This is a genomic window from Actinomyces sp. HMSC075C01, from assembly GCF_001812965.1.
Taxonomy (GTDB): Bacteria; Actinomycetota; Actinomycetes; order Actinomycetales; family Actinomycetaceae; genus Actinomyces; species Actinomyces acetigenes.
The window spans coordinates 75,940-97,328 of the sequence record NZ_KV810930.1 but is presented as its reverse complement, the minus strand read 5'-3'; the positions used below and the strand labels follow the sequence as shown (position 1 = coordinate 97,328).

At 69.6% G+C, this 21,389-nt stretch carries 21 protein-coding genes; 14 read left to right on the top strand and 7 right to left on the bottom strand.

Going from position 1 to position 21,389, the window contains the following annotated elements; translation table 11 throughout:
• Positions 1–127 precede the first annotated feature (127 nt).
• Both HMPREF2883_RS01150 and HMPREF2883_RS01145 read left to right on the top strand, forming a co-directional pair.
• The gene (locus HMPREF2883_RS01150; protein WP_070658402.1) at positions 128–1,198 is read left to right on the top strand and encodes a sensor histidine kinase; all 1,071 of its coding nucleotides are present in this window, start codon (positions 128–130) and stop codon (positions 1,196–1,198) included.
• Positions 1,195–1,920 (top strand): response regulator, encoded by a 726-nt coding sequence (locus HMPREF2883_RS01145; RefSeq protein ID WP_070658400.1) that lies wholly within the window; start codon positions 1,195–1,197, stop codon positions 1,918–1,920. Before HMPREF2883_RS01150 ends, HMPREF2883_RS01145 begins: the two co-directional genes overlap by 4 nt.
• A 274-nt stretch (positions 1,921–2,194) precedes the next feature.
• Here the strand turns inward: HMPREF2883_RS01145 and HMPREF2883_RS01140 are convergent, their stop codons facing one another.
• Positions 2,195–3,589, bottom strand: coding sequence for a bifunctional glycosyltransferase family 2/GtrA family protein (locus HMPREF2883_RS01140; RefSeq protein ID WP_256277264.1), 1,395 nt, complete (start codon positions 3,587–3,589; stop codon positions 2,195–2,197).
• 1 nt (position 3,590) lies between these two features.
• Positions 3,591–4,619, bottom strand: a complete 1,029-nt coding sequence (locus tag HMPREF2883_RS01135; protein WP_070658398.1) for a phosphodiester glycosidase family protein — start codon at positions 4,617–4,619, stop codon at positions 3,591–3,593.
• A gap of 330 nt (positions 4,620–4,949) precedes the next feature.
• Here HMPREF2883_RS01135 and HMPREF2883_RS01130 point away from each other — a divergent pair, with 330 nt between their 5' ends.
• The 6 genes from HMPREF2883_RS01130 (at position 4,950) to HMPREF2883_RS01105 (ending at position 10,263) form a co-directional block, all read left to right on the top strand.
• Positions 4,950–5,153 carry a hypothetical protein gene (locus HMPREF2883_RS01130; protein ID WP_010615509.1) on the top strand — a complete coding sequence of 68 codons (204 nt, stop codon included), beginning with the start codon at positions 4,950–4,952 and terminating at the stop codon, positions 5,151–5,153.
• Positions 5,150–5,866 (top strand): ABC transporter ATP-binding protein, encoded by a 717-nt coding sequence (locus tag HMPREF2883_RS01125; protein WP_070658397.1) that lies wholly within the window; start codon positions 5,150–5,152, stop codon positions 5,864–5,866. Before HMPREF2883_RS01130 ends, HMPREF2883_RS01125 begins: the two co-directional genes overlap by 4 nt.
• Positions 5,841–6,983: a hypothetical protein gene (locus HMPREF2883_RS01120; RefSeq protein WP_070658395.1), complete on the top strand. Its 1,143-nt coding sequence runs from the start codon at positions 5,841–5,843 to the stop codon at positions 6,981–6,983. Before HMPREF2883_RS01125 ends, HMPREF2883_RS01120 begins: the two co-directional genes overlap by 26 nt.
• Positions 6,984–7,160: 177 nt before the next feature.
• Positions 7,161–8,333 carry an ABC transporter substrate-binding protein gene (locus HMPREF2883_RS01115; protein ID WP_070658393.1) on the top strand — a complete coding sequence of 391 codons (1,173 nt, stop codon included), beginning with the start codon at positions 7,161–7,163 and terminating at the stop codon, positions 8,331–8,333.
• A complete protein-coding gene (locus tag HMPREF2883_RS01110) occupies positions 8,333–9,508 on the top strand; it encodes a FecCD family ABC transporter permease (RefSeq protein ID WP_081384549.1) in 1,176 nt (391 codons plus the stop codon). Before HMPREF2883_RS01115 ends, HMPREF2883_RS01110 begins: the two co-directional genes overlap by 1 nt.
• On the top strand, positions 9,505–10,263 hold the full coding sequence (locus HMPREF2883_RS01105; protein ID WP_070658391.1) for an ABC transporter ATP-binding protein: 759 nt from the start codon (positions 9,505–9,507) through the stop codon (positions 10,261–10,263). The genes HMPREF2883_RS01110 and HMPREF2883_RS01105 overlap by 4 nt, the downstream gene beginning before the upstream one ends.
• Positions 10,264–10,347: 84 nt before the next feature.
• Here HMPREF2883_RS01105 and HMPREF2883_RS01100 read toward each other — a convergent pair whose 3' ends face one another.
• Positions 10,348–11,403 (bottom strand): tetratricopeptide repeat protein, encoded by a 1,056-nt coding sequence (locus tag HMPREF2883_RS01100; protein ID WP_070658389.1) that lies wholly within the window; start codon positions 11,401–11,403, stop codon positions 10,348–10,350.
• Positions 11,400–12,806, bottom strand: a complete 1,407-nt coding sequence (locus HMPREF2883_RS01095; RefSeq protein ID WP_070658387.1) for an ATP-binding protein — start codon at positions 12,804–12,806, stop codon at positions 11,400–11,402. The genes HMPREF2883_RS01100 and HMPREF2883_RS01095 overlap by 4 nt, the downstream gene beginning before the upstream one ends.
• 128 nt (positions 12,807–12,934) lie before the next feature.
• On the opposite strand from HMPREF2883_RS01095, the gene HMPREF2883_RS01090 reads away from it, so the two are divergent.
• Positions 12,935–14,242 carry a multidrug effflux MFS transporter gene (locus tag HMPREF2883_RS01090; RefSeq protein WP_070658385.1) on the top strand — a complete coding sequence of 436 codons (1,308 nt, stop codon included), beginning with the start codon at positions 12,935–12,937 and terminating at the stop codon, positions 14,240–14,242.
• 9 nt (positions 14,243–14,251) lie between these two features.
• Here HMPREF2883_RS01090 and HMPREF2883_RS13815 read toward each other — a convergent pair whose 3' ends face one another.
• From HMPREF2883_RS13815 to HMPREF2883_RS01080, 3 genes are read right to left on the bottom strand one after another with little or no spacing between them, the layout of a single operon-like run.
• Entirely contained in the window at positions 14,252–14,419 is a 168-nt protein-coding gene (locus HMPREF2883_RS13815) for a hypothetical protein (RefSeq protein WP_256277263.1), read from the bottom strand.
• 2 nt (positions 14,420–14,421) lie between these two features.
• Positions 14,422–14,691 (bottom strand): hypothetical protein, encoded by a 270-nt coding sequence (locus HMPREF2883_RS01085; protein WP_248371254.1) that lies wholly within the window; start codon positions 14,689–14,691, stop codon positions 14,422–14,424.
• A gap of 5 nt (positions 14,692–14,696) precedes the next feature.
• The gene (locus HMPREF2883_RS01080; protein WP_070658381.1) at positions 14,697–14,924 is read right to left on the bottom strand and encodes a hypothetical protein; all 228 of its coding nucleotides are present in this window, start codon (positions 14,922–14,924) and stop codon (positions 14,697–14,699) included.
• An 808-nt stretch (positions 14,925–15,732) separates the two neighbouring features.
• Between HMPREF2883_RS01080 and dnaK the strand changes: the two genes are divergently transcribed.
• The 5 genes from dnaK to HMPREF2883_RS01055 all read left to right on the top strand — a co-directional run.
• Positions 15,733–17,592, top strand: a complete 1,860-nt coding sequence (gene dnaK / locus HMPREF2883_RS01075; protein WP_070658379.1) for a molecular chaperone DnaK — start codon at positions 15,733–15,735, stop codon at positions 17,590–17,592.
• A complete protein-coding gene (locus tag HMPREF2883_RS01070) occupies positions 17,589–18,218 on the top strand; it encodes a nucleotide exchange factor GrpE (protein ID WP_070658377.1) in 630 nt (209 codons plus the stop codon). The genes dnaK and HMPREF2883_RS01070 overlap by 4 nt, the downstream gene beginning before the upstream one ends.
• A gap of 185 nt (positions 18,219–18,403) precedes the next feature.
• The gene (locus HMPREF2883_RS01065) at positions 18,404–19,438 is read left to right on the top strand and encodes a DnaJ C-terminal domain-containing protein (RefSeq protein ID WP_070658375.1); all 1,035 of its coding nucleotides are present in this window, start codon (positions 18,404–18,406) and stop codon (positions 19,436–19,438) included.
• Positions 19,435–19,947 (top strand): heat shock protein transcriptional repressor HspR, encoded by a 513-nt coding sequence (locus HMPREF2883_RS01060; protein ID WP_070658373.1) that lies wholly within the window; start codon positions 19,435–19,437, stop codon positions 19,945–19,947. The genes HMPREF2883_RS01065 and HMPREF2883_RS01060 overlap by 4 nt, the downstream gene beginning before the upstream one ends.
• Positions 19,948–20,147: 200 nt before the next feature.
• Positions 20,148–21,389, top strand: a 1,242-nt coding sequence (locus HMPREF2883_RS01055; RefSeq protein ID WP_070658371.1) for a DUF418 domain-containing protein, incomplete at its 3' end; no start/stop codon positions are given.

Here is a 21,389-nt window from a genome sequence, read left to right as displayed (position 1 = left end):
CCAACTCCAGCGCGTCGAGTGGCGGCGCGCATCGGCCGCCCAGCCGAGGTTGCCCCGCCGCCTCAGACCCAGGTCCGTCAGACCCCGGTTCGATGAAGCGCCCGAGCCGCCTTCCTAGACTGGCCGCGTGCCAGCCCCCGACGTCCCACCGCGCCACTCGCCGCTCGGGCGCGCCATCACCGGGCTGACCGTGATTGTTCTTGGCCTGGGCACCCTGGTCGGCTACTCCCCGGATCCTTCTCAGCGCGCCCAGATGACGGTGCTGCTCGTCATGGCCGGGCTCGTCGCCGCCTCCCTGTGGCTACGGCGGCGCGACCAGCGTGCCTACGAGCGGCGCCTGGCGCAGGAGACCGCCGCGCGCGCCGTCGCCGAGGACCGCCTCGTCATCGCCCGCGAGCTGCACGACGCCGTCTCCGGCAACCTCGGCGCGATCACCGTGCGCTGCGCCGTGGCCCGGCGCCTCGAGACCACCCCCGACGGGCTGCGGACCGCACTTGACGACGTCGAGACCGCCTCCCGTGAGGCCACCGACGCGTTGCGGCGCATGCTCGCCGTCCTGCGCGACGAGAGCAGGCCCCCGACGCCCGGGGTCGTGGCGGCGGTTTCGACAGGAGCGCCGGGCGGCGCGCCAGTACCTGAACCCGTCCCCGTCAACAGCCTCGCCGAGAGCTTTCGGGAACTGATCGGCAAGGCCCGCCGCACCGGCGTCACCGTCGATCTCGACGCCGATGTGTACACCGGCACAGATGCGGACGTCGCCCAAGCCGCGGCAATGGCCGACGGTCTCCCGGCTCCGACGGCCCAGGCCGCTGCCCGGGTCGTGGCCGAGGCCCTGGCCAACACCGCCCGCCACGCCGGCCCCACGTGCGCCCGCGTGACCCTCCGCCGCGAGCCGGAGCGGCTGCGCATCGTCGTCGTCGACGACGGGCCCGCGACCGGCTGGGAGCCTCACCCCGGGGCCGGGCAAGGACTGCGCGGACTTCACGAGCGCCTGACTACGCTCGGCGGGGCCCTGACCGCCGGCCCCCGAGCCGACGCCCCCGGCTTCGCCATCGAGGCCATCCTGCCCATTGCCGCCGATGATGCGGCCCGGCCCACCGGCAGCACCCGGTGTTCCAGAGACAGTGCGGGCCCGGAACGCAGACCCGCCAATGAGCCAGCGGATACCGATCCCAGGAGCGACAGGGGCAACCCATGACGGATCCCACCGATGCGCTGATCGACAAGACCGGCGAGGCTCCGGATGCCCCCATCCGGGTCCTCATCGCCGAGGACCAGGCCCTCCTGCGCACCACCCTGGCCGCCCTGCTCGAGGCCGAGCCCGGCATGAGGGTCGTCGGCCTGGCCGAGGACGGCGCCCGCGCGGTCGCCCTGGCCGCCGAGCTGCGCCCCGACGTCATCCTCATGGACATCCAGATGCCGGGCCTGAGCGGCATCGAGGCCACCACCCGGATCTGCGCCGACCCGGCGCTCGCGGCCACGCGCGTCCTCATCCTGACCATGTTCGAGATCGATGACTACGTCCTGGGCGCTCTGCGCGCCGGCGCCTGCGGCTTCCTGCTCAAGGACACCGACCCGCAGTCCCTCGTCGACGCCGTACGCACCGTCCACGAGGGGCAGTCGCTGCTCAGCCCCCAGGTGCTGGCCCGCCTCGTGGCCCGCATGCCGCGCACGGCGTCGGCCGGCGCCCCCCGTCGTAGTACCTGGGCCAGTGATATCGAGGCCCTCACGCCCCGTCAGCGCGAGGTCCTCCTGCTCATCGCCCGGGGCCTGTCCAACACTGAGATCGAGGTCGAGCTCGGTATCACCCGGGCCACCTGCCGCAGCCACATCACCGCGCTCCTGGCCCGCCTGGGCGCCCGCGACCGCGCCCAGCTCGTCATTGCCGCCTACGAGTCCGGCCTCATCAGCTCCCGCTGAGGCTGCTGCCCGCGACACTGCCTGAGGCGAGTGGCGTCTTCGGCTGAAAAGTGTCCAAACGGGACGCCTTTGACGGCTCACTCGCACAACCAGATTTGCGTTTGCGCAGGTCAGAGTATTTTGCGTAGTGGCGTTTCGGCGATCGGGGCGTTCAAAGTCGTCCCATATGGACAAAATTTGCTCAAGAGCCGTGCCCTCGGGGACGACGCCGGCACATCGTCTCCGAGAACACGGCTATCCAAGGAGCCTCCCGCCGGGCCCCGGCGGGCTGATCTCACCCCCGCTCCTTGAAGACCAGCCGGCGCTGCGCCACATAGCTGGCCACGTAGATGGCCCCGTCGCCGAGAATCTTGGCGATCCCCAGCGGGATCCCGACCGTGGTGAGCGCCTTGAGCACCAGGTAGCTGGCCGCCAGCAGGCTTACCGCCAGGATCACGTAGCGCACCGCCGTGCGCACCACGGTGCCGCGCCGCGCCCGGAAGACGCGGCGATTCATGAAGAAGTTCGCCGTCCCGGACACCAGCCGCGCCCCCACGACCGCCGCCAGCAGGCTGCCGGTCATCGCGAAGATGACCATGACCCCCAGCCAGTCGATCCCGAAGCTCGCCAGCGACGCCCCCATGAACCGCAGCAGCGGAGCATAGATCCGCGCCGAGTCCTGCAACGGCCGGAAGTGGGAGGAGGTGTTGCCCGGCTCGTAGACCGTGGCGATCTCCACCTGCTCCACCACCATCCCCAGCTCGTGAGCGCGTAGCAAGGCGGAGAGCTCGTACTCGTAGCGGTCGCCGCGCACCTCCTGCAGCCAGGCCAGCTGCCCGGCGGGGTAGCCGCGCAGGCCCGTCTGGGTGTCGCCCAGCCTCCAGCCGGTCGCGCCCCGGAACAGCAGGGCGGTCACGTCGTTACCGATCCGGCTGCGCAGCGGCACCGGCCCGGTGAAGCGCCGCACCCCCAGGGTCATGTGCCCGGTCTCGTGCACCCTTGCGGCCACGGCCTCAATGTCCGAGGGCGTGTGCTGCCCGTCGGCGTCGGCGCACACCACGTCCGCGTCGGGCCAGGTGGCGGCCGCGTGGGCCAGGCCCGTGCGCAGCGCCTGGCCCTTGCCCTGGTTGACCGGGTAGCTGACCACCTGGGCGCCGCGGGCGCGGGCGGCGGCGAAGAAGGGCGCGTACTGCGGCCCCGAGCCGTCGTCAACAACCAGCACCGCGCAGTCCCGGCGCGCCCCGCGCAGGCGGGCCACGAGCACGGCCAGGCGCTCATCGGGCTTGTAGGCCGGGATGAGGACCACGAGTGCCACCGCCGCCCGGGGACGAGGCGTACCACCGGTCCGCGCCGCCGGGCGGTTGCCCGTCGTCCGGTTGCCCGTCTTCTGGTTGGCGGAGGTCCGGTTCGCGGGGGCGATGACCCGCGGCAGGATGCGCGGCGAGGTCGCCGCGGCCGTGCGGTTCCCGGCTGCCCGGCCCTGCGTCTGTCCCGCCCGGCGGGGCGCTTCGCCCACGATGATCCGCGCGGTCGCCTGCTCGCCGCCGGAGCGGCTCAGCCGCGTCGTTGGGTACGCCGTCGGGTAGGACTGCGGGTACTGCTGGTAGGAGGAGCGGCGCGTGACCGCCTGCGCGGTCGCCGGGGTCCTCGGGGTCTGGGCCGTGCCGGTGAGGTTGTCGGTGCCGCTCATCTCAGGCTCCGTTCGCGATGTAGAGGATGTCGGAGGTGTCGCGCTCGCCCCCGTTGGAGGGCTGGTTGATGATCGAGCCGTTGAAGTACATGGCCGACGAGCCGCCGCCGTCGATGTTGTAGGCGCAGGTGCACCCCAGGTCGGCCATGATCTGGGCGAGCTCGCTCATGGTCACGCCGCGCGAGTAGCCCTCGTTGCGGCCGTCGACGACGACGAGCTTGAGGTGGTTCGTCTCCACCCACCCCACGGCGGTGCGCGGCTGCTTGCCCTGGATGGAGTGGTTGCCGACGTTGGTGTCCACCTCGACCTGGTCGATGCCGGAGAGCACCTTGGAGTTGTTGACCAGCGCCGGCCCGAAGGACAGCGTGTTCCACACGCCCGCGTCCAGAAGCGTCTGGGCCTTGGTGGTGGTCTCGTCGTAGACCTCCACGCGCCCATCGCTGTAGAAGGCCATGCCGTCGCGCGTGCCGCTGTCGCGGTAGATGACGCCGTTGCGGATGAGGATGCCGTCGCTGCGGAAGCCGTAGTAGTCGCCGTTGATGGCCAGGATCGCGTTGTGCTCGGAGGCCATTGTGCTGGGCTTGGCGACGATGTTGGTGCCGTAGGAGTTGTTGGCGAAGGCGCTGCGCAGGTCGGTGGCGTTGGTGAGCTTGACGTCGGCCACGTAGTAGGTGACGGTGTCGTTGCCCGATCCGGTGGAGACCTGCTGGATCCCGATGCTCGTGTTGGATGAGGAGTAGGAGTTGTCCCCGACCGTCACGTTCGTGGCCGGGGTCGCCGAGGCGGCCGTGTTCTGCGCCTTGGCCTCCAGGGCGGTGACGTCGCCGACCTCCACGTGGTCGATGACGAAGCGGTTGAGCGCCCAGGCGCTGGTGCCGGTGGCGGCTAGCCCCAGGACGGCGGCGCCGCCCAGGAGGAAGCGGCGGCGCGGGTGCTTGCGGGACGTCGAGGAGCGGTCGCGCCGGCCGGAGTCGTGGTCCTGGCCGGGCTGGGGCGACTCGGGCGGGCTGAGGGTGTCGGAGCTGTGCATGACTCAACCGTGTCGGCGCCGTGTGTGCCGGGCGTAGGTTGACCTTGTGGGTCTGCTGTGAAGCCGTGGCGGGCGCAGGGGCCGCCCGAGCGCAGGGCTAAGGCGTCCCCACCATGCCACAGCCCTCCGACATCGCGCCGGTTGCCCAAGAGCCGGTCAGAACGACGTCGGGGAATGGCGGCGCGTCAGGCGTCAATACTCCCGGAGGGTGAGAGTCTTGCGCGCAGATGGTCCCTGAAATCCTTCCAAGGGTCCTGGCCTGCGCCTACAGTGATGGGGATAGATGGCTGCTGCCCGCCGTGAGAATCCGCGAAGAAGGAGGCGGTCGTATTGTCGGAACGGACTCTGCGCATCATCCGCATTGTGGTTGTGGTGCTCAACGTGATGGTGGCCGTCGTCTCCTTCCGGCGGGGAGACACCTCGGCCATGGTCATCGCCATCGCTGTTGCCGCGCTCTTCCTGATCCAGCTGGCCCGTTCATCCTCCGACGGTCGAGGCCGTGGTCGAGACGACCGCACGCCCCCGAGCTCATGAGCGCCGTCGGTGATGCCCCGGCCCACCTCCTCGAGGTCGAGGGCCTGTCCGCCTGGTACGAGCGCGGCCGCCCGGTTCTCACTGATGTCTCCTTCACCCTCGAAGTCGGCGAGGCCGTGGGGCTCATCGGCCTCAACGGTGCCGGTAAGACCACGATGCTCACCTCCTTGTGCGACGTCCACCGCGGGGCGCGCCTGGGCGCCCTGCGCTACCGGGGCCGGGAGGTGCGTCCGGGCGACGAGCGTTTCAAGGCCGCCCGCTACCTCAGCCTCGCCGACGACTCCTCCTTCCCCACCTGGAACCTGGAGGCCTTCATCGGCTTCCTCGAGCGCGCCTACCGCCTGCGCCCGGACCGGAGCCGCCTCGAGGAGCTGATCGAGGGCTTCGACTACGGCCGCTACCGGACCACATCCTTCTCCCACCTCTCCAGCGGCTCACGCAAGAAGGCCAACCTCATCGCCGCCTTCTACCTGACCACGCCCCTCCTCTTCCTGGATGAGCCCGTCGACTTCCTCGACTTCGCCGCCACCGAGTTCCTCTACCGCAGCATCAGCGACGCGGCCGCATCCGGGCGCTCGGTCCTGCTCAGCTCCCACATCGCCGAGTCCTTCACTCGCTGTACCCGGCGCCTCTACGTGCTCTCCGCCGGCCGGATGACCGGCCCCTTGACCACCCCCAAGGACTCCGATGCCGTGGCGGCGCTGGTCAGTTAGCCGAGCCGCCCTGAGGGCGGTGACCGGGCAGTTCGTGGGGCGTCAGACCGTCCTGAGCGCCGCCATCCTGTGCGCCCTGGCCGCCTGGTTCGGGGCGTCGACCGACCTCCGTGTCAACCCGCGCGTCGCGGTCACTGGGCTGGTCCTGGCCGCCGTCGGCCTGACGGCCACCATCGCCTCGACCTGGATCGGCTCCGGGCGCTGGGACGACCTGGCCCGCTTCCCGCTGCGACGCGACGAGCTCGCCCGGGCCACCTACCTCGTGGCCGACGCCGTCGTCCTACTGGAGGCGGTCGCGCCCATCGTCCTGTTCGTCCTGCTCACCGGTGGCGGAGGAAGTGGCCGGAGTCCCGGAATGGGCATGACTGCAACGACGGCCGCGGAGATGGTCGCCGTCGGGCTGGGGGCCGGGGCACTGGGGCTGATCCTGTGGGCGGGGGAGAGGATCTGGCTGCGCTGGACGGCCGCTGGGGCTCTCGTCGTCGGGACGCTCCTGTGGTGGCTCGCGCCCGCGGCCTCGGCCCTCCTCTTCGCGGTCTGCGCTCTGGCTGCGATCGTGTGCTCCCGTGATCTGCGGGTGCGACGCAGGCAGGTGGGCACTGTTGGAGGCGGTCGTCGCAGCCTGGTCCTGGGCGAGCTGACGACCGTGCGCACCACGCAGGTCAACACTCTCATAATGCTTGTGGTCGCTCTGGTCTTCACCTACGTCATGGCCGGTCGTGGGCTGAGCATTCCGATGACCATGGCCTTCGTTGTCGTCAACACACCGTTGAACGCCTACTTCTCCCGCTATCTCAGCACTCGCGCGGTGGTGATGGCTGCGCCCGGATCGAGGCGGGTCTTCGTGGCCTACGCCAGAGACCTCACGCTGTTGTACTTGATGTCCAACTGTCTGGTGGGCGCGCTGGTCGTCTGGCTGGGAGGCGGCCTCGTGGAGGCGGTTGCAGCCGGAGTGGCAGCCTCACTTGCCGGGGCGTCGACCGCGGTCCTCCTGGAGAACTACTGGCCGCTGGCGGGCTGGAAGTCTGAACGTGACGTCATGCGTCACCCGCGCAAGTACCTTCCTCCGGCCGCGGCGCTGCTCGCCGTCGTAGCCGTTCACGTGCTCGCGCCGTAGCCGGCCCGCCCGGTCTGCGGCGACTCGTCGCGAGAGGCCCTGTGTCAACCTCTACATACCTCCCGTAAAGTTTGTATGGCCTTACTAAAATTAGGTCACGCAACTTGGCAAATTAACTGAGGTAGACCTAATATCCTCGGTGATCTGCTTTCAACCTCGCCTCACCGAAGGACTCCTATGCGCCGTCGTACCCTGCTCATGGCCCTCCCACTGACCGCCGTCCTCGCCAGTTGCGGAGTCGCCTCCCGTGCAGGCAAGGGCTCCAGCGCCGGCGCCTCGGCGGGCGCCTCCGGCGGCGGCTTCGAGGTCACCGACGTCGTCGGCCGCAAGGTCACCTTCAGCGCTCAGCCCAAGAGAATCGTCCTGAGCGAGTCCCGCCACGTCTACTCCCTGGCCTTCCTCAACAAGACCAACCCCATCGACAAGGTGGTCGCCTGGGGCGAGGACCTCCAGACGGCCGCCCCCGACTTCTACGAGAAGGTCCTCTCCGTGGCCCCCAAGGCCGCCGAGCTGCCGAAGATCGGCAACATCGCCAAGGACGGCCTGCCCATCGAGACCCTGGTGAGCCACAAGCCCGACGTGTTCATCATGACTCTGGACGCCTACAACTCCGCCAAGGAGAAGGGCTACCTCGAGAAGCTGGACGGCCAGAAGATCACCTACGTCGTCACCGACTTCCGCCGCGACCCGGTGAAGAACACCGTCCCCTCGGTCACCCTCATGGGCGCCGTCTTCGACAAGCGCAAGGAGGCCGAGACCTTCGTCAACTTCTACAAGAAGCAGGTCGATCCCATCGTGGCCAAGGCGAAGTCCCTGAGCTCCAAGCCCACCACCTTCCTGTGGCGCGGCCCAGGCGTCAACGACCCCGGCTCCACCTACTCCACCGCCAACCTCGGCGCGATCGTCACCGCCACCGGCGGCACCAACATCGCCGACAGCCTCCTGTCCGGCGAGGAGGGCGTGCTCACCCCCGAGCAGGTCATCGCCTCCAACCCCCAGCACATCATCGCCACCGGCGGCGAGTGGCAGCAGCAGAAGATCAAGGACACCGCCCAGACCAGCTACGTCCACCTCGGCTACAAGGCCGATGAGGCCTCCGCCAAGGCCAGCCTGGAGCAGCTGAAGAATCAGCCCGGCTACGACCAGATCCAGGCCTTCACCGACCGGCACGTCTACGGCATCTACCACCAGTTCTACGACGCCCCCTACAACTTCATCGCCTACCTCACCTTCGCCAAGTGGCAGAACCCCGAGGCCTTCTCCGACATCGACCCCGCCAAGGTCTGGAAGGACTTCCACGAGCAGCACATGCCCTGGAAGGCCGAGGGCGTCTTCTTCGCCGCGATCTGATGGGGGACCCCCACGTCACGGCTCCTTCCGACGACGTCGCAGCGCACCAGTCCGATACCGGCCGGGTACCGGATGGTGCGGCGTCGACGACGAGGGCCGACGGGCCGGCCGATGCGCCCACGGACACGGCGGCGTCGGCCTACGCCGCCTACCGCCGTCGAACCGCGCGGCGAGTCGCGATGCTCCTGGGGCTGGCCACGCTGCTCCTGGCGGTCTTCCTCGTGGCCCTCATGGTGGGGCCCCTGGGGTTCAGCCCGGCCCAGGTGCTCGGAGCCCTCTTCGACGCCGACTACGACCCATGGGTCGCCAACATCGTCATCAACCTGCGCCTGCCTCCGGCGCTGCTCGCGGTCCTGGTGGGCGGGGCACTGTCCCTGGCCGGCGTGCAGATGCAGACGATCCTCGACAACCCGCTGGCTGAGCCCTTCACCCTGGGGATCTCGGCGGCCTCGGCCCTGGGGGCGGCGCTGGCCATCGTCACGGGCCTCGTGCTGCCTGTGGCCACCGGCGCCACCCTGCCGATCGTGGCGATGACGGCGGGGCTGGCGGCCTCCCTCACCATCGCGATGGTCTCCAGGCTCCCCTCGGTGACCAAGGAGATGACGATCCTGCTGGGCATCGCCCTGGTCTTCAGCTGCCAGGCGCTCCTGGCGCTCGTGCAGTACCGGGCCTCCACCGAGAGCCTCCAGCAGATCGTCTTCTGGTCAATGGGCTCCCTCATGCGCGCCACCTGGCCGGCCGTGGCCACTGTCTCGGCGGCCCTGATCGTGGCCACGCCCGTCTTCTGGGTCAACGGCTGGCGGCTGACCGCCGTCACCCTGGGGGAGGCGCGGGCCGCAGCCATGGGCATCAACGTGGCGCGCCTGCGCGCGTGGACCCTGGTCGGTGTCTCGTTGCTGGCCGCCCTGTCCGTGGCCTTCGTTGGGATCATCGGATTCGTGGGACTCGTGGGGCCGCACATGGCCCGCGGCCTGGTGGGGGAGGACCAGCGCTTCCTCGTGCCCGCCTCCATCCTGTGCGGCGCCACCCTGCTGACCGCGGCCCACACCGCCAGCCAGCTCATCGTGCCGGGTGTCGCCGTACCCGTCGGCATCCTGACCGCCCTGGTGGGTGTGCCGGTGTTCCTCACTATCATCTTCGGACGCCAGCGCTCGGCGGTCAGGAGCGGTTCATGAGCCTTATCCTGAACGACCTCACCTTCTCCTACGGCAGGCGGGCCGTCCTCAAGGGCGTCGACGCCACCTGGGAGACCGGCCAGACGGTCGGGCTGCTCGGCCCCAACGGCGCCGGTAAGTCCACTCTGGTCACCTGCGTGGCCCAGCTGCGCCGCCACCTGGGGGAGGTGACCTTCGCCGGGCGCCGGGGGCACGACCTGCGCGGCATGATCGGATACATGCCGCAGGGCCTGCCCGGCGACGCCGCCCTGACCGCCCTGGAGTCGGTGCTCACCGCCTCGCGGCGCGGCATGACCTGGCACACGAGCCGGGCCGACATCGACCTGGCCTGGAGCGCCCTGGACGAGCTCGGGGTGGCCGAGCTGGCCGACCGCCCGCTGGGCCAGCTCTCCGGCGGGCAACGCCAGCTCATCGCCCTGGCTCAGACGCTCGTGCGCGAGCCCGGACTCATCCTGCTCGACGAGCCCACCTCCGCCCTCGACCTGCGCCGCCAGGTCTCGGTGCTCTCCCACGTGCGCCGGATCTGCCACCGGGACACCGGCCGCCTCGCCGTCGTCGCCCTGCACGACCTCAACCTGGCGGCCCGCTTCTGCGACCGCCTCGCCATCCTTGCTGGCGGGACGATCCGTGCCGAGGGCCCGCCCGCCGAGGTGCTTCAGCCCGACATCCTCGCCGAGGTCTACGGGCTGCGGGTACGGATCGTGCCCGACGGCGACCACGTCATGGTCGCCCCCGAGGCCGAGCAGGGGGCTTGAGCCGGCTCGTCGTCGTGAGTCGCTGTATGCCGCACGGCCGGGTCGCGCGTCATCCTGCTGGACGTCTCGCCACCGGGGTCGGTGTCAGTCCATCGACAGGCGGGCGGCGATCAAGCCGCCGATCAGCAGCAGGATCCCCATCCCGAAAGCCCCGGCGAGGATGGCGATACCGCCCATGAGGAGTTCGATGGTGCCCGCACCGAGAGCGAGCCACGTGAGCAGGAGCAGCAGCGTCCAGGCAGTGGCGAGCCGGTGACGTCGGATGAAGGAGCGCGTCATGATCCGGCCGCGGCCGGCGAAGGCGGTACGCAGTGCCCGTACCCGTCGTCCCACCACCCGGAAGGTCAGGGTTGCGCACAGGGCCAGGGGCAGCAGAAGAAGCCACGTGGGCAGGTTCACCAGCCACACGAAAGCGGCTGACATGAGCATGAGTGCGATGCATGCGATCAAGCCGAGATGAAGGGCTCGCACAGTGCTTAAGAAGATGGCGTCAACGGCTGCACGCGCCTGGAGCGGATCCGAGGTGTGAGCCGCGTATGCGGCGGTGGCCTTGGCGGCACCGACATGGTCCCGTTGGTTCTGGCGCAGCTGCGCCAGGTGGAGGAGAGCGCCGGCGTGCGCGGGTTCCAGGGCGAGCGCCTCCTGCAAGGAGGCCTCCGCCGCCTGCGCGTCTGTGTCCATCTGCACCCGTGCCAAAAGTGTGTGGTGATTGGCCGAGCCCGGCGAGAGCCGGACTGCCTCACGCGCGTAGAACGTGGCTTCCTCCGTTCGCCCCATCTCGGTCATCGTCATAGACATGAGATGGAAGAGCCGACTGTCCTGCGGGTCCAGGTCCAGGGCGGTCCTCAATGAACGCTCCGCCTCCGGTTCTTTGTCCTGGTCGATCAGGGAACAGGCCAGAAGCCGGTGGGCGTCGGGGCTGTCCGGCAGTGCCGCGACGGCTCGGCGGGCCGCCGCCTCAGCCTCCTCGAGGCGATTCGCGCTGCCCTGAGCGGACGACAGCGCGATATAGATGGAGCCGGCCTCGTCCGGGTAGTTGGCAAGCAAGCGAGTCAGGATCTGTATGGCCCGCTCGTACTGGCCGGCGTCGGCGAGCCACTCGGCCCGGTCCATCTCCTGACGGTAGACGTCGTCGCTCATAGCATGCGGTGCCGTTTCATCCACTCGCGCAGCTCCGCATACTCCCCGGAGACGTCGGCGTACTCGACGACGGCGCGCGCGGTCTCGAACCAGGGTCCGCTCGAGGGGCGGACCTCCTTGAGGGCCGCGTACATGTCCTTCATGTTCATGAGCCGAGGCCGGCCGGTGCGCACCGAGTCCATGAGCGCGTTCTCCGCGGCGGAGTCGCACACGTGCGACAGGTCCGCTCCGGTCAGCCCCTCGGTGGCCCGCGCCAGGGCCTGCAGATCGATGCCCTCCACAGGTCGCTCGCGCAGGTGCGTGTGCAGGATGGCGGCGCGCGCCGGCTCGTCCGGCGGCAGGACGAGCAGGGTCCGGTCCAGTCGTCCCGGCCGGCGCAGCGCCGGATCGATGTCCCAGGGGGCGTTGGTGGCGGCCAGCAGGTAGACGCCATCATTGTCGCTGCTGACGCCGTCGAGCTCCTCGAGGAGCTGGTTGACGGTGCTGCGCATGCTCGAGTTGCGTGCCAGGGAGCGCTTGATGCCGATGGCGTCGAGCTCATCGAGGAAGAGGACACAGGGGGCGTGCTTGCGTGCCTGCTGGAAGATGTTGTGGAGATTGGCCTCGGAGTTGCCGATATAGGGGTCGAGGATGTCGGAGATCGTCACCGACAGGAACCCGGCTCCCATCTCACCGGCCACGGCGCGGGCGATGAAGGTCTTGCCCGTCCCCGGCGGGCCGTACAGGAGCAGGCCGCCGCGCAGGCTCTTGCCGTAGAGCCGGCGCAGCTCGGGATTGCGCATCGGAGCCAGGAACGACGCCTCCAGCCGGTTCTTGACCTCGGTCATGCCTCCGACGTCGGCCAGACGGACGCCGGCCCGCTCCACCTCCCAGTCCGTGGGGGCGCCGGGGCCGTCGGCCTGGACCGAACGGGGCTCGGAGAGAGCCGGGTCGGCGTCGGAGGACCCGGGGAACTGCGAGGATTCCGAGGACACGAAAGGTGCGGCCGGTCCGCCGCCGAGGTCCTCCTCAGCCCGCCGCCAGTCGAAGTCGCCGGTGCTCCCGGTGCCGTCCGGCGTCGTCGAGCCGGTGGCCGCCGGGGCCTGTGGCGGGGTGGGTGCTGGGGGCGGCGGTGAGGGGTGAGAGGCCTCGGCCGGTACTGGCGCTTCGGCAGCCGGCTCTGGCGCCGTACCTGCTGTCCTCTCGGCGGGCGCCTGAGCGGCCTGCGGCGAGAGCGCCCTGGACATGAGGGCTCGGGCGGCCTCGTCGGTGGGGGCGTGCTGAAGGGCGATGGCGCAGTGAGTCACCGCTTCAGCGCCTCGACCGACCCCGATGAGGAGCTCAGCCAGATGGGTGCGCAGCCGGACGTCGTCCGGAGCGGCCTCCACCGCACGTGTCAAAGAAGCAATCAGTGGGTCGGTCACTCGGTCAGTCTAGAGGCGGACAGTGACGTGGGTGCTGGTGTCACTGTGTGGAACGCCTTTCGCTCCGTGCACCGCATCACGGACGTGTGTGCTGACGCCTCGGTCGGAAATCTCCGTACTCTCAGGCCATGACAGCTTCGCCGGCCGCCTCGCCCGACCACGGGCTGAGGACGGCCTTCCCCGCCACGCTTCTCATCGCCCTGGCCGCGCTCGCCGCCGTCGCACCTCTGGCCACCGACGCCTACCTGCCGGCCTTCGCCCAGATGGCCGACGACCTGGGTGTCTCCGCCTCCAGCGTTCAGCTGACGATGACCACGTTCCTCGTGGGTATCGCGCTCGGCCAGCTGGGCATCGGGGTCCTGTCCGACCGCGTCGGCTGGCGTCCCCTTCTGCTGTGGGGCAGCGTGCTCGCCCTGGCAGCCAGCGTTGGCGCCGCTCTGTCCCCGAGCCTGCCCGTTCTCCTGATCGCCCGCTTCTTCCAGGGGCTTGGGGGCGCGGCCGGCATGGTCCTGGGCCGGGCAGTCATCTCCGACCGCTCCCGTGGGATCACCGCCGCCCGGGCCCTCAGCGTCGTCATGGCGATTCAGGGCATCGCCCCGGTGATGGCGCCGATTCTCGGGGGCGTGCTCGTCGAGCCCGTCGGGTGGCGCGGCATCCTGGGGGTCGTGGCCGCCTTCACCGGGCTGCTCGTGGTCATGGTCCTTCTCTGGGTACCCGAGTCCCTGCCCGCCGAGCAGCGACACGACGGCGGCCTGCGGATGCTGCTCGACGGCACCCGCGAGCTGGCCCGCGATCACGTCCTCGTGCGTCTTCTGCTCATCAATGCCCTGTCCTTCGGGCTGCTCATGGCCTACCTGTCCGCGGCTCCCTTCGTGCTGCGCAACGTGCTGGGCATGGGAACGGTGGCCTATACGGCGGTCTTCGGGCTGTGCGGGACGACGGTCACGGTGACGATCGCGGTGGCGGCGTCTCTGGTACGCCGCTTCTCCCAGGCCCGCCAGGTGAGGGTCGGACTCATTGCGGGGCTGGTCGTCGACACGGTCTTCGCCGCGGTGTGCCTCATGTGGCTGCGCGAGCCGGTGGCCGGGTCGGTGCGGATACCGCTGCTGGTGGCGGTCGTGGCGCTCTTCCTGGCGCACGTGGCCTGTCTGGGGCTGTCGATGGGCAACGCCCCCGCGCTCGCGCTCGACCGCACCGGCCGGTGGGCGGGAACCGGCTCCGCGCTGCTTGGTTTTCTGCAGTTCGTCGTCGGCGGACTCGTCAGCCCGCTGGTGGGGCTGACCGGGGAGGCCAGCGGCGTGGCCTTCGGCGTCGTCATCGTGGCCGTCGGTGCCATCGCGAACCTCCTGGCGGTCTTCGGTCTGCGCGAGAGGGGCGAGAAGCAGCGCCTGGCCGCCCAGGCGAGCGAGCGCCGACAGCAGCGCCTGGGCGGGTGAAGGCTCCGGTCAGCAGCGCGCACTCGCTGAGCGCAGCCGCCTCGTCGGGAGGGGCAGCTCGATGGCGCCGATGAGGTCCACGGACTTGGCGATGCTGGTGGCCGACAGGTCCTCCACCGCCCTGGCGAACGCCGCTACGTCAGCGCAGGCCTGTCGCCTCTGGCGTGGCTTGATCATCCTCAAGCCACGAGTGGCTGATAGCGCTGGCGGGCGGCCTCACCGGAGGTTCCGACCATATTTCCAATGGCCGCCCAGGACATCCCAGCGTCCCGAGCACCTCTGATGGCATCAAGGACATGCCGTTCGGCCTGGGCCTGTTCAGCAACCGCGTCTCGCAAGGCCGCTAATGCGGCCACGTCGACCTCATCGGCCTCGACTGGCTCGTAGCTCTCGAATCGAGCGGCCAGCTCGTCGGCATGCGCCAGGATCTCGTCAACAGTACGGGGCATCGTCATCACCTCAGAAGCTTCTCTCGGGCACGCATGGCGTGGACGATGACGATTGTGGTGATGCCTTGAATGTAGCCAATCTCGAGAACAAGGGCAGCCCGGTTGGCTCCCAGGAGCATGGTGAAACCATCTCCCATGTCCCAGGCCCGGTTGGGGTGGTGATAGGCGTGAGGGATGTCGGCCTCGCTCAGGCCGTGCTTCAGCGCCGATCTGGCAATGATCGGATCGTCCACAGATCCAAGGTAACTTGTGATGCGTTGTTCGGTCGAGGGTTGTGGTCCCGGAGTGTCAGCCGGCGGCTGTTGCGGGAATGTGCGCCCGGTGAGCGTGCGCCGCAGATGCCTTGGCTGACATCGGCGTCGAGCGGGGCGCTCATATGCGCCAGGCTACCGGGCTGGTGAATGTCTCCACGCCGGTGCAGGCCTGTCGTTTCTGCGGACTGGTGTCACGATTGGCGACTATTCGGGGGCCGTACGGCATCGGTCGGCAACCTCGCAGAGGTGACTTGGGGGCGTCTGTGCTGGTCAGGGCTGGTTGCGGGGAGGGGGAGTGTGGCGGGGCGAGGCTGGTGGGCTCTGAAAAGTCGCCAATCGTGACACTTTCGGCGGTGCGTGGGGCTGGGCGGGCTGATCGAGAACGTACTGACGAGGACTGCGTTCACAGAACTCGCGGGTGGGGCCCCAGTCGTCTGCAGGAGAGCGCAGTCCTCGCCGGGTATCGCAGTCCGTGCGGCTGGGGTGCGCTGCTCTGGCGCAGCCGGAGCTGTCCGCCCTGTCGCGGCCAGGGCGCTTCGAGAGGCAGGTGGCTCGCGCTGTGTTCGCATGGCAATCCTGTGTCGCAGGTCACTGTTGACTCCGGGAATGGACTGCGGCCCGCCAGGGTTGAGCCAGTCAGACTCAAGGTTGTATGCAGTCAAGTTGACAGAGCCTGACTCAATCACAATCCTGAGTGCATACGACTCAACATGAAGGCGCCGGAACCTCCGGCCCTCACCTCAAACATCGACTGACCACAACTCAGCAAGCACAAGGAGCACATCACATGGCACGCGCTGTCGGTATCGACCTGGGTACCACCAACTCTGCTATCGCCGTCCTCGAGGGTGGCGAGCCCACCATCATCCCGAACGCCGAGGGCGGCCGCACCACCCCCTCCGTCGTCGCCTTCTCCAAGTCCGGCGAAATCCTCGTCGGCGAGATCGCCAAGCGTCAGGCGGTCACCAACGTCGACCGCACCATCTCCTCGGTCAAGCGCCACATGGGCACCGACTGGTCCGTGGAGATCGACGACAAGAAGTACACCGCCCAGGAGATCAGCGCCCGCATCCTGGCCAAGCTCAAGGCCGACGCCGAGGCCTACCTGGGTGAGCCCGTCACCAACGCGGTCATCACCGTCCCGGCCTACTTCAACGACGCCGAGCGCCAGGCCACCAAGGAGGCCGGCACCATCGCGGGCCTGACCGTGGACCGCATCGTCAACGAGCCCACCGCCGCGGCCCTGGCCTACGGCCTGGACAAGGGCAAGGAGGACGAGCTCATCCTCGTCTTCGACCTCGGTGGCGGTACCTTCGACGTCTCCCTGCTCGAGGTCGGCAAGGACGACGATGGCTTCTCCACCATCCAGGTGCGCGCCACCAACGGTGACAACCGCCTGGGCGGTGACGACTGGGACGCCCGCATCGTCGACTGGCTGGTCAAGCAGGTCAAGAGCAAGGACGGCGTGGACCTGTCCAAGGACAAGATCGCCATGCAGCGCCTCAAGGACGCCGCCGAGCAGGCCAAGAAGGAGCTGTCCTCGGCGACCTCCACGAACATCAACCTGCAGTACCTCTCCATGAGCGAGTCCGGCCCCATCCATCTCGATGAGAAGCTCACCCGCTCCAACTTCCAGGAGATGACCGCGGACCTGCTCGAGCGCACCAAGATCCCCTTCCACAACGTCATCAAGGACGCCGGGGTCAAGGTTTCCGACATCGACCACGTGGTCCTCGTGGGCGGCTCCACCCGTATGCCCGCCGTCGCCGACGTGGTGCGCGAGCTGACCGGTAAGGACCCCAACAAGGGCGTCAACCCCGATGAGGTCGTCGCCATCGGTGCGGCCCTCCAGGCCGGTGTCATCCAGGGCGACCGCAGCGACGTCCTGCTCATCGACGTCACGCCGCTGTCCCTGGGCATCGAGACCAAGGGCGGGGTCATGACCAAGCTCATCGAGCGCAACACGGCCATCCCGACCAAGCGCTCCGAGGTCTTCTCCACCGCCGAGGACAACCAGCCCTCCGTGCTCATCCAGGTCTACCAGGGCGAGCGCGAGTTCGCCCGGGACAACAAGCCGCTGGGCACCTTCGAGCTGACCGGCATCGCCCCGGCCCCCCGCGGCGTGCCCCAGATCGAGGTCTCCTTCGACATCGACGCCAACGGCATCGTCCACGTCTCGGCCAAGGACCGCGGCACCGGCAAGGAGCAGTCCATGACCATCTCCGGCGGCTCCGCCCTGCCCAAGGAGGACATCGACCGCATGGTCAAGGAGGCCGAGGCTCACGCCGAGGAGGACAAGAAGCGCCGCGAGGACGCTGAGACCCGCAACTCCGCCGAGCAGCAGGCCTACTCCATCGAGAAGCTCCTCAAGGACAACAAGGACAAGCTGCCCGAGGACGTCCACTCCGAGGTCTCCGAGGCCGTCGCCGACCTCAAGAAGGCCCTCGAGGGTGACGACATCGAGCCGGTCAAGACCGCTCAGGAGAAGCTGAGCTCGGTGGCCCAGAAGGTCGGTGAGGCCCTCTACCAGGCCGACGCCGCCGCCCAGGCCGCGGGTGACGCCGCCTCCGCCGCCGGTGGCTCCACGTCCTCCGACGACGAGGACATTGTGGACGCCGAGATCGTTGACGAGGAGGACTCCAAGTGACCTCGGCAGGTCCCACCCCTGAGGACGAGGGCATCGACCCCGAGCTCCAGGCGGCCGTCGAGTCGGCCTTCGAGGAGGTGTCCGACGACGTCCGCGAGGAGCTCGCCCAGGGCGCGTCCGAGGGCGAGGCCGGCCAGGCCGACGCCGCCTCCGAGGAGGCGGCGGGGGAGGACCTCTTGGCCCAGGCTCAGGCCCAGGCCGCTCAGGCGGCCGACGACCTGGCCCGGACCCGGGCGGACCTCTACAACCTCCAGCAGGAGTACCAGGGGTTCGTGCGCCGCTCCCGTGAGGGCGCGGCCTCCCACCGGGACGCTGGTGCGGCCGGCGTCGTCGAGGCCCTCATCCCGGTCCTCGACGAGATCGAGCTGGCCCGCCAGCACGGCGACCTGACCGGCACCTTCGAGACCACGGCCGGCAAGCTCGAGACGATCCTGGCCGAGAAGTACTCCCTGGAGCGCTTCGGCGCCGTGGGCGAGGTCTTCGACCCCACGCTGCACGAGGCCCTCATGGCCACCGAGTCTAGCGAGGTCACTGAGCCCACCATCGCCGCGGTCCTCCAGCCTGGATACCGCCTGGGTGAGCGCGTTGTGCGCGCCGCCCGCGTCCAGGTCGCCAACCCGGCCTGATACCCACCGCACCACTCACCTCGGCCCGACGGCGGACCCGAGCCAGCAGCTCTGGCCGGTCCGGGTCCGCCGTCGGACCGACAGGTGCACCGGGACGCCCGAGGCCCCAGGGCCGAGGTGCCCCCATCTTCAGCTTCAGTAAGGAAACCCCACGATCACCCAGATAAGGAGGCGGTGACGCGACCATGGCCAGTCAGGACTGGATGACCAAGGACTTCTACGCGGTCCTCGGCGTGAGTAAGGACGCCGACGCCGCCGCAATCAAGAAGGCCTACCGCACACTCGCAAAGAAGTACCACCCCGACCGCAACCCCGACGACGCCGCGGCGGCCGAGAAGTTCAAGGAGATCGGAGAGGCCTACGCCGTCCTGTCCGACGAGGCCGAGCGCAAGCAGTACGACGCGATCCGCTCCATGGCCGGAGGCGGCGCCCGCTTCCAGGCCGGAGGCCCGGGAGGGGCCGGCGGCGCCGGCTTCGAGGACATCTTCTCCTCCATGTTCGGCGGCCAGGGCGGCAGTGTCCGCTTCGAGACCGGCGGCTCCGCAGGCGAGCCCGACCTCGACGACCTGCTGCGCATGTTCGGCGGCACCCCCAGCCCCACCCGCTCCGGCGGCCGCTCAGGCCCCTTCGGGTTCGGCGGCTTCACCCCCCAGCCCCGCCCGCAGAAGGGCGCCGACGTCCTGACCTCGGCCGCGCTGGACCTGCGCGACGCCGTCGCCGGGACCACGGTGGAGCTCACCGCGGACGGACGCACCATGAAGGTCCGCATCCCGGCGGGCGTGCGCGACGGCCAGAAGATCCGCCTGCGCGGCAAGGGCCGAGCCGGCCTGAACGGCGGCGAGAACGGCGACATGGTGGTGACCATCAGCATCAAGAAGCACCCCGTGTACTCCGTTGACCCGGTCGACGGCACCAACCTGCGCATGGACCTGCCGGTCACCCTGCGTGAGGCGGCCCTGGGCGCCACGGTCGAGGTCCCCCTGCTCGACGGCGGCACCTCCAAGATCAAGATCAAGCCCGGCACCTCCTCGGGCACCGTCATGCGCCTGCGCGGCAAGGGCGCCACCACCCGCAAGAAGACCGGCGACCTGCTGGTGACCATCGAGGTGGCCGTCCCCAAGAAGCTCTCCAAGGCCGCCAAGGAGGCGCTCAACGCCTTCGACGAGGCCATGGGTGACACCGACCCGCGGGCCACCCTCATGGAGGAGGCGGCGACGTGAGCCGGCGCCGGGCCGGGCAGGGCCTGGGATACCTGGCCGACGACGCCGCCGAGCGCGCGGTCTACGTGGTCTCGGTGGCGGCCGAGCTTGCCGGGATGCACCCCCAGACCCTGCGCCAGTACGACCGGCTCGGACTGGTCAGCCCCGCCCGGACTAGCGGGCGGGGCCGGCGCTACTCCCACCGCGACGTCGAGCGCCTGCGCCGCATCCAGTCCTTGTCCCAGGAGGGCATCAACCTCGAGGGCATCCGCCGCATCCTCGCCCTGGAGGCCCGCGTGGAGGAGCTGGAGGCGGACAACGCCCGCATGCGCAGCCGCGAGGCCGTCGTCCAGCGGATCTTCGCGGCGGCCGCTGACGGCGAGGTTCAGGTCGTCGCGCCCGGTCGCCAGGGCCGCGGACCCGCCGCGCGCCACCCCGAGGCGGGGCGCGCACGCGCCGGTGCGACGGGGACAGCGGGCACTGCGGGAGGCGTGAGCACCGCTCTCGTGCCCATGGGTCGGTGGCGCTGACTGGCACTGACGGGGACTGGCGAGCGCCGGCGGGCAATGACGAGCGCCGGCGGGCAATGATGAGCGCCGGCGGGCTCTGGACTCGGGCACTGATACGGCACTGAGCCCGTCAGCCACTGAGGCGGGGCCAGCGGACAGCCCCCGCACCTCATTCTCCGGGCGGATGCCGTCGGTCTACAACCGCCCGTAAGGTTCCGCTCATGCGGATGACAACCTCCTTCACCGGTTCACGGGGCGTGCGATACCCCGCCCCAGACGTGGCCCGTGGCTTCATGCTCCTGCTCATCGCGGTCGCCAACGTTCCGTCATGGAACAAGATGCCCAACGGGGCCGAACCGCCGGTGTCCTCCGTTGACGGCTGGTGGATGTTCGTCCGCACGCTGCTGGTGGACCACCGGGCCTACCCGCTGTTCGCGATGCTCTTCGGCTTCGGGCTCATGACCATGATCAACCGACGCATCGCCTCCGGGACCCAGACCTACCTCGCTTCCCTTCCCGGCGCGCCGGAGGGCCGCGAGCCGATGCCGCACGAGGCGGCCTGGGCCCGCGAGATGGCCACCATTGACGCCTACCGCCTGGTGCGGCGCCGCGGCTGGTGGATGCTCCTGTTCGGATTCGTCCACGGCCTCGTCTTCCCCGGTGACATCATCGGCGCCTATGGGCTGGTCGCCGTCCTCCTGGCCAACCTGCTGGCCCGTAAGAACTACGCGGCGCTCTACCTCACCGGGGGCATCATCTCCGTGCTGGCGCTGGGGACGTATCTGGCCTCCGGGACCCTGTCGGGCGGCGACACCCTGACGGCCTCCGGGGAGCAGTCGGTCTCGCTCACAGCGGCACTGCTCTGGGTCGGCAGCAACATCGTGCAGTGGGTCATCGTGCTGGTCGTGCAGGTCCTCATTGCCCTCATCATTCCCGCCGTGGTGATCGGCGCCCGCCTGGCCGACACCGACATCCTCACCCAGCCGGAGCGGCACCGTCGCTTGCTGATCTCGGTGGGCCTGGGCGGTTTGGCGCTGGGGGCGCTCGCGGCGTTCCACGGCGCGCTGACGCTCGCGACGTCGATACAGCGCTGGCCGACGGACTTCGCCGCCACAGAGTTCTTCGGTCTGGCCGGCGCCTGCGGCTGGCTGGCACTGCTGGTGCTGTACGCCGGCGGACCCAGGCCGGATGGTCGGCTCACGGGGCTGCGCCGGCTCGCCTCCGCCGTCGGCCGCCGCTCCATGACCGTGTACCTGAGCCAGACGATCCTGTTCGGCATCATCTTCGGCATCATTCCGCTCCTGGTGACGGGCAGGCGCCTGTGGATGGGGCAGGCCGCGGCCGCCCTCGTCGCCCTGGGTGTCTGGCTGGCAACCGTGGTCCTGTGCCTCCTGCTGGAGCGCGGTGGTCATGCCGGCCCCTTCGAGACCCTGCTGCGCACCGCCGTCGCCCGCAGCGAGCGC

Bases quoted from the DNA above. Each gene is read 5' to 3' on its own strand.
- HMPREF2883_RS01090 (WP_070658385.1), top strand. From the start codon at position 12,935: ATGACAGCTTCGCCGGCCGCCTCGCCCGACCACGGGCTGAGGACGGCC.
- HMPREF2883_RS01125 (WP_070658397.1), top strand. From the start codon at position 5,150: ATGAGCGCCGTCGGTGATGCCCCGGCCCACCTCCTCGAGGTCGAGGGC.
- HMPREF2883_RS01140 (WP_256277264.1), bottom strand. From the start codon at position 3,589: ATGAGCGGCACCGACAACCTCACCGGCACGGCCCAGACCCCGAGGACC.
- HMPREF2883_RS13815 (WP_256277263.1), bottom strand. From the start codon at position 14,419: ATGATCAAGCCACGCCAGAGGCGACAGGCCTGCGCTGACGTAGCGGCG.
- HMPREF2883_RS01065 (WP_070658375.1), top strand. From the start codon at position 18,404: ATGGCCAGTCAGGACTGGATGACCAAGGACTTCTACGCGGTCCTCGGC.
- HMPREF2883_RS01105 (WP_070658391.1), top strand. From the start codon at position 9,505: ATGAGCCTTATCCTGAACGACCTCACCTTCTCCTACGGCAGGCGGGCC.
- HMPREF2883_RS01120 (WP_070658395.1), top strand. From the start codon at position 5,841: ATGCCGTGGCGGCGCTGGTCAGTTAGCCGAGCCGCCCTGAGGGCGGTG.
- dnaK (WP_070658379.1), top strand. From the start codon at position 15,733: ATGGCACGCGCTGTCGGTATCGACCTGGGTACCACCAACTCTGCTATC.
- HMPREF2883_RS01135 (WP_070658398.1), bottom strand. From the start codon at position 4,619: ATGCACAGCTCCGACACCCTCAGCCCGCCCGAGTCGCCCCAGCCCGGC.
- HMPREF2883_RS01115 (WP_070658393.1), top strand. From the start codon at position 7,161: ATGCGCCGTCGTACCCTGCTCATGGCCCTCCCACTGACCGCCGTCCTC.
- HMPREF2883_RS01145 (WP_070658400.1), top strand. From the start codon at position 1,195: ATGACGGATCCCACCGATGCGCTGATCGACAAGACCGGCGAGGCTCCG.
- HMPREF2883_RS01100 (WP_070658389.1), bottom strand. From the start codon at position 11,403: ATGAGCGACGACGTCTACCGTCAGGAGATGGACCGGGCCGAGTGGCTC.
- HMPREF2883_RS01085 (WP_248371254.1), bottom strand. From the start codon at position 14,691: ATGCCCCGTACTGTTGACGAGATCCTGGCGCATGCCGACGAGCTGGCC.
- HMPREF2883_RS01110 (WP_081384549.1), top strand. From the start codon at position 8,333: ATGGGGGACCCCCACGTCACGGCTCCTTCCGACGACGTCGCAGCGCAC.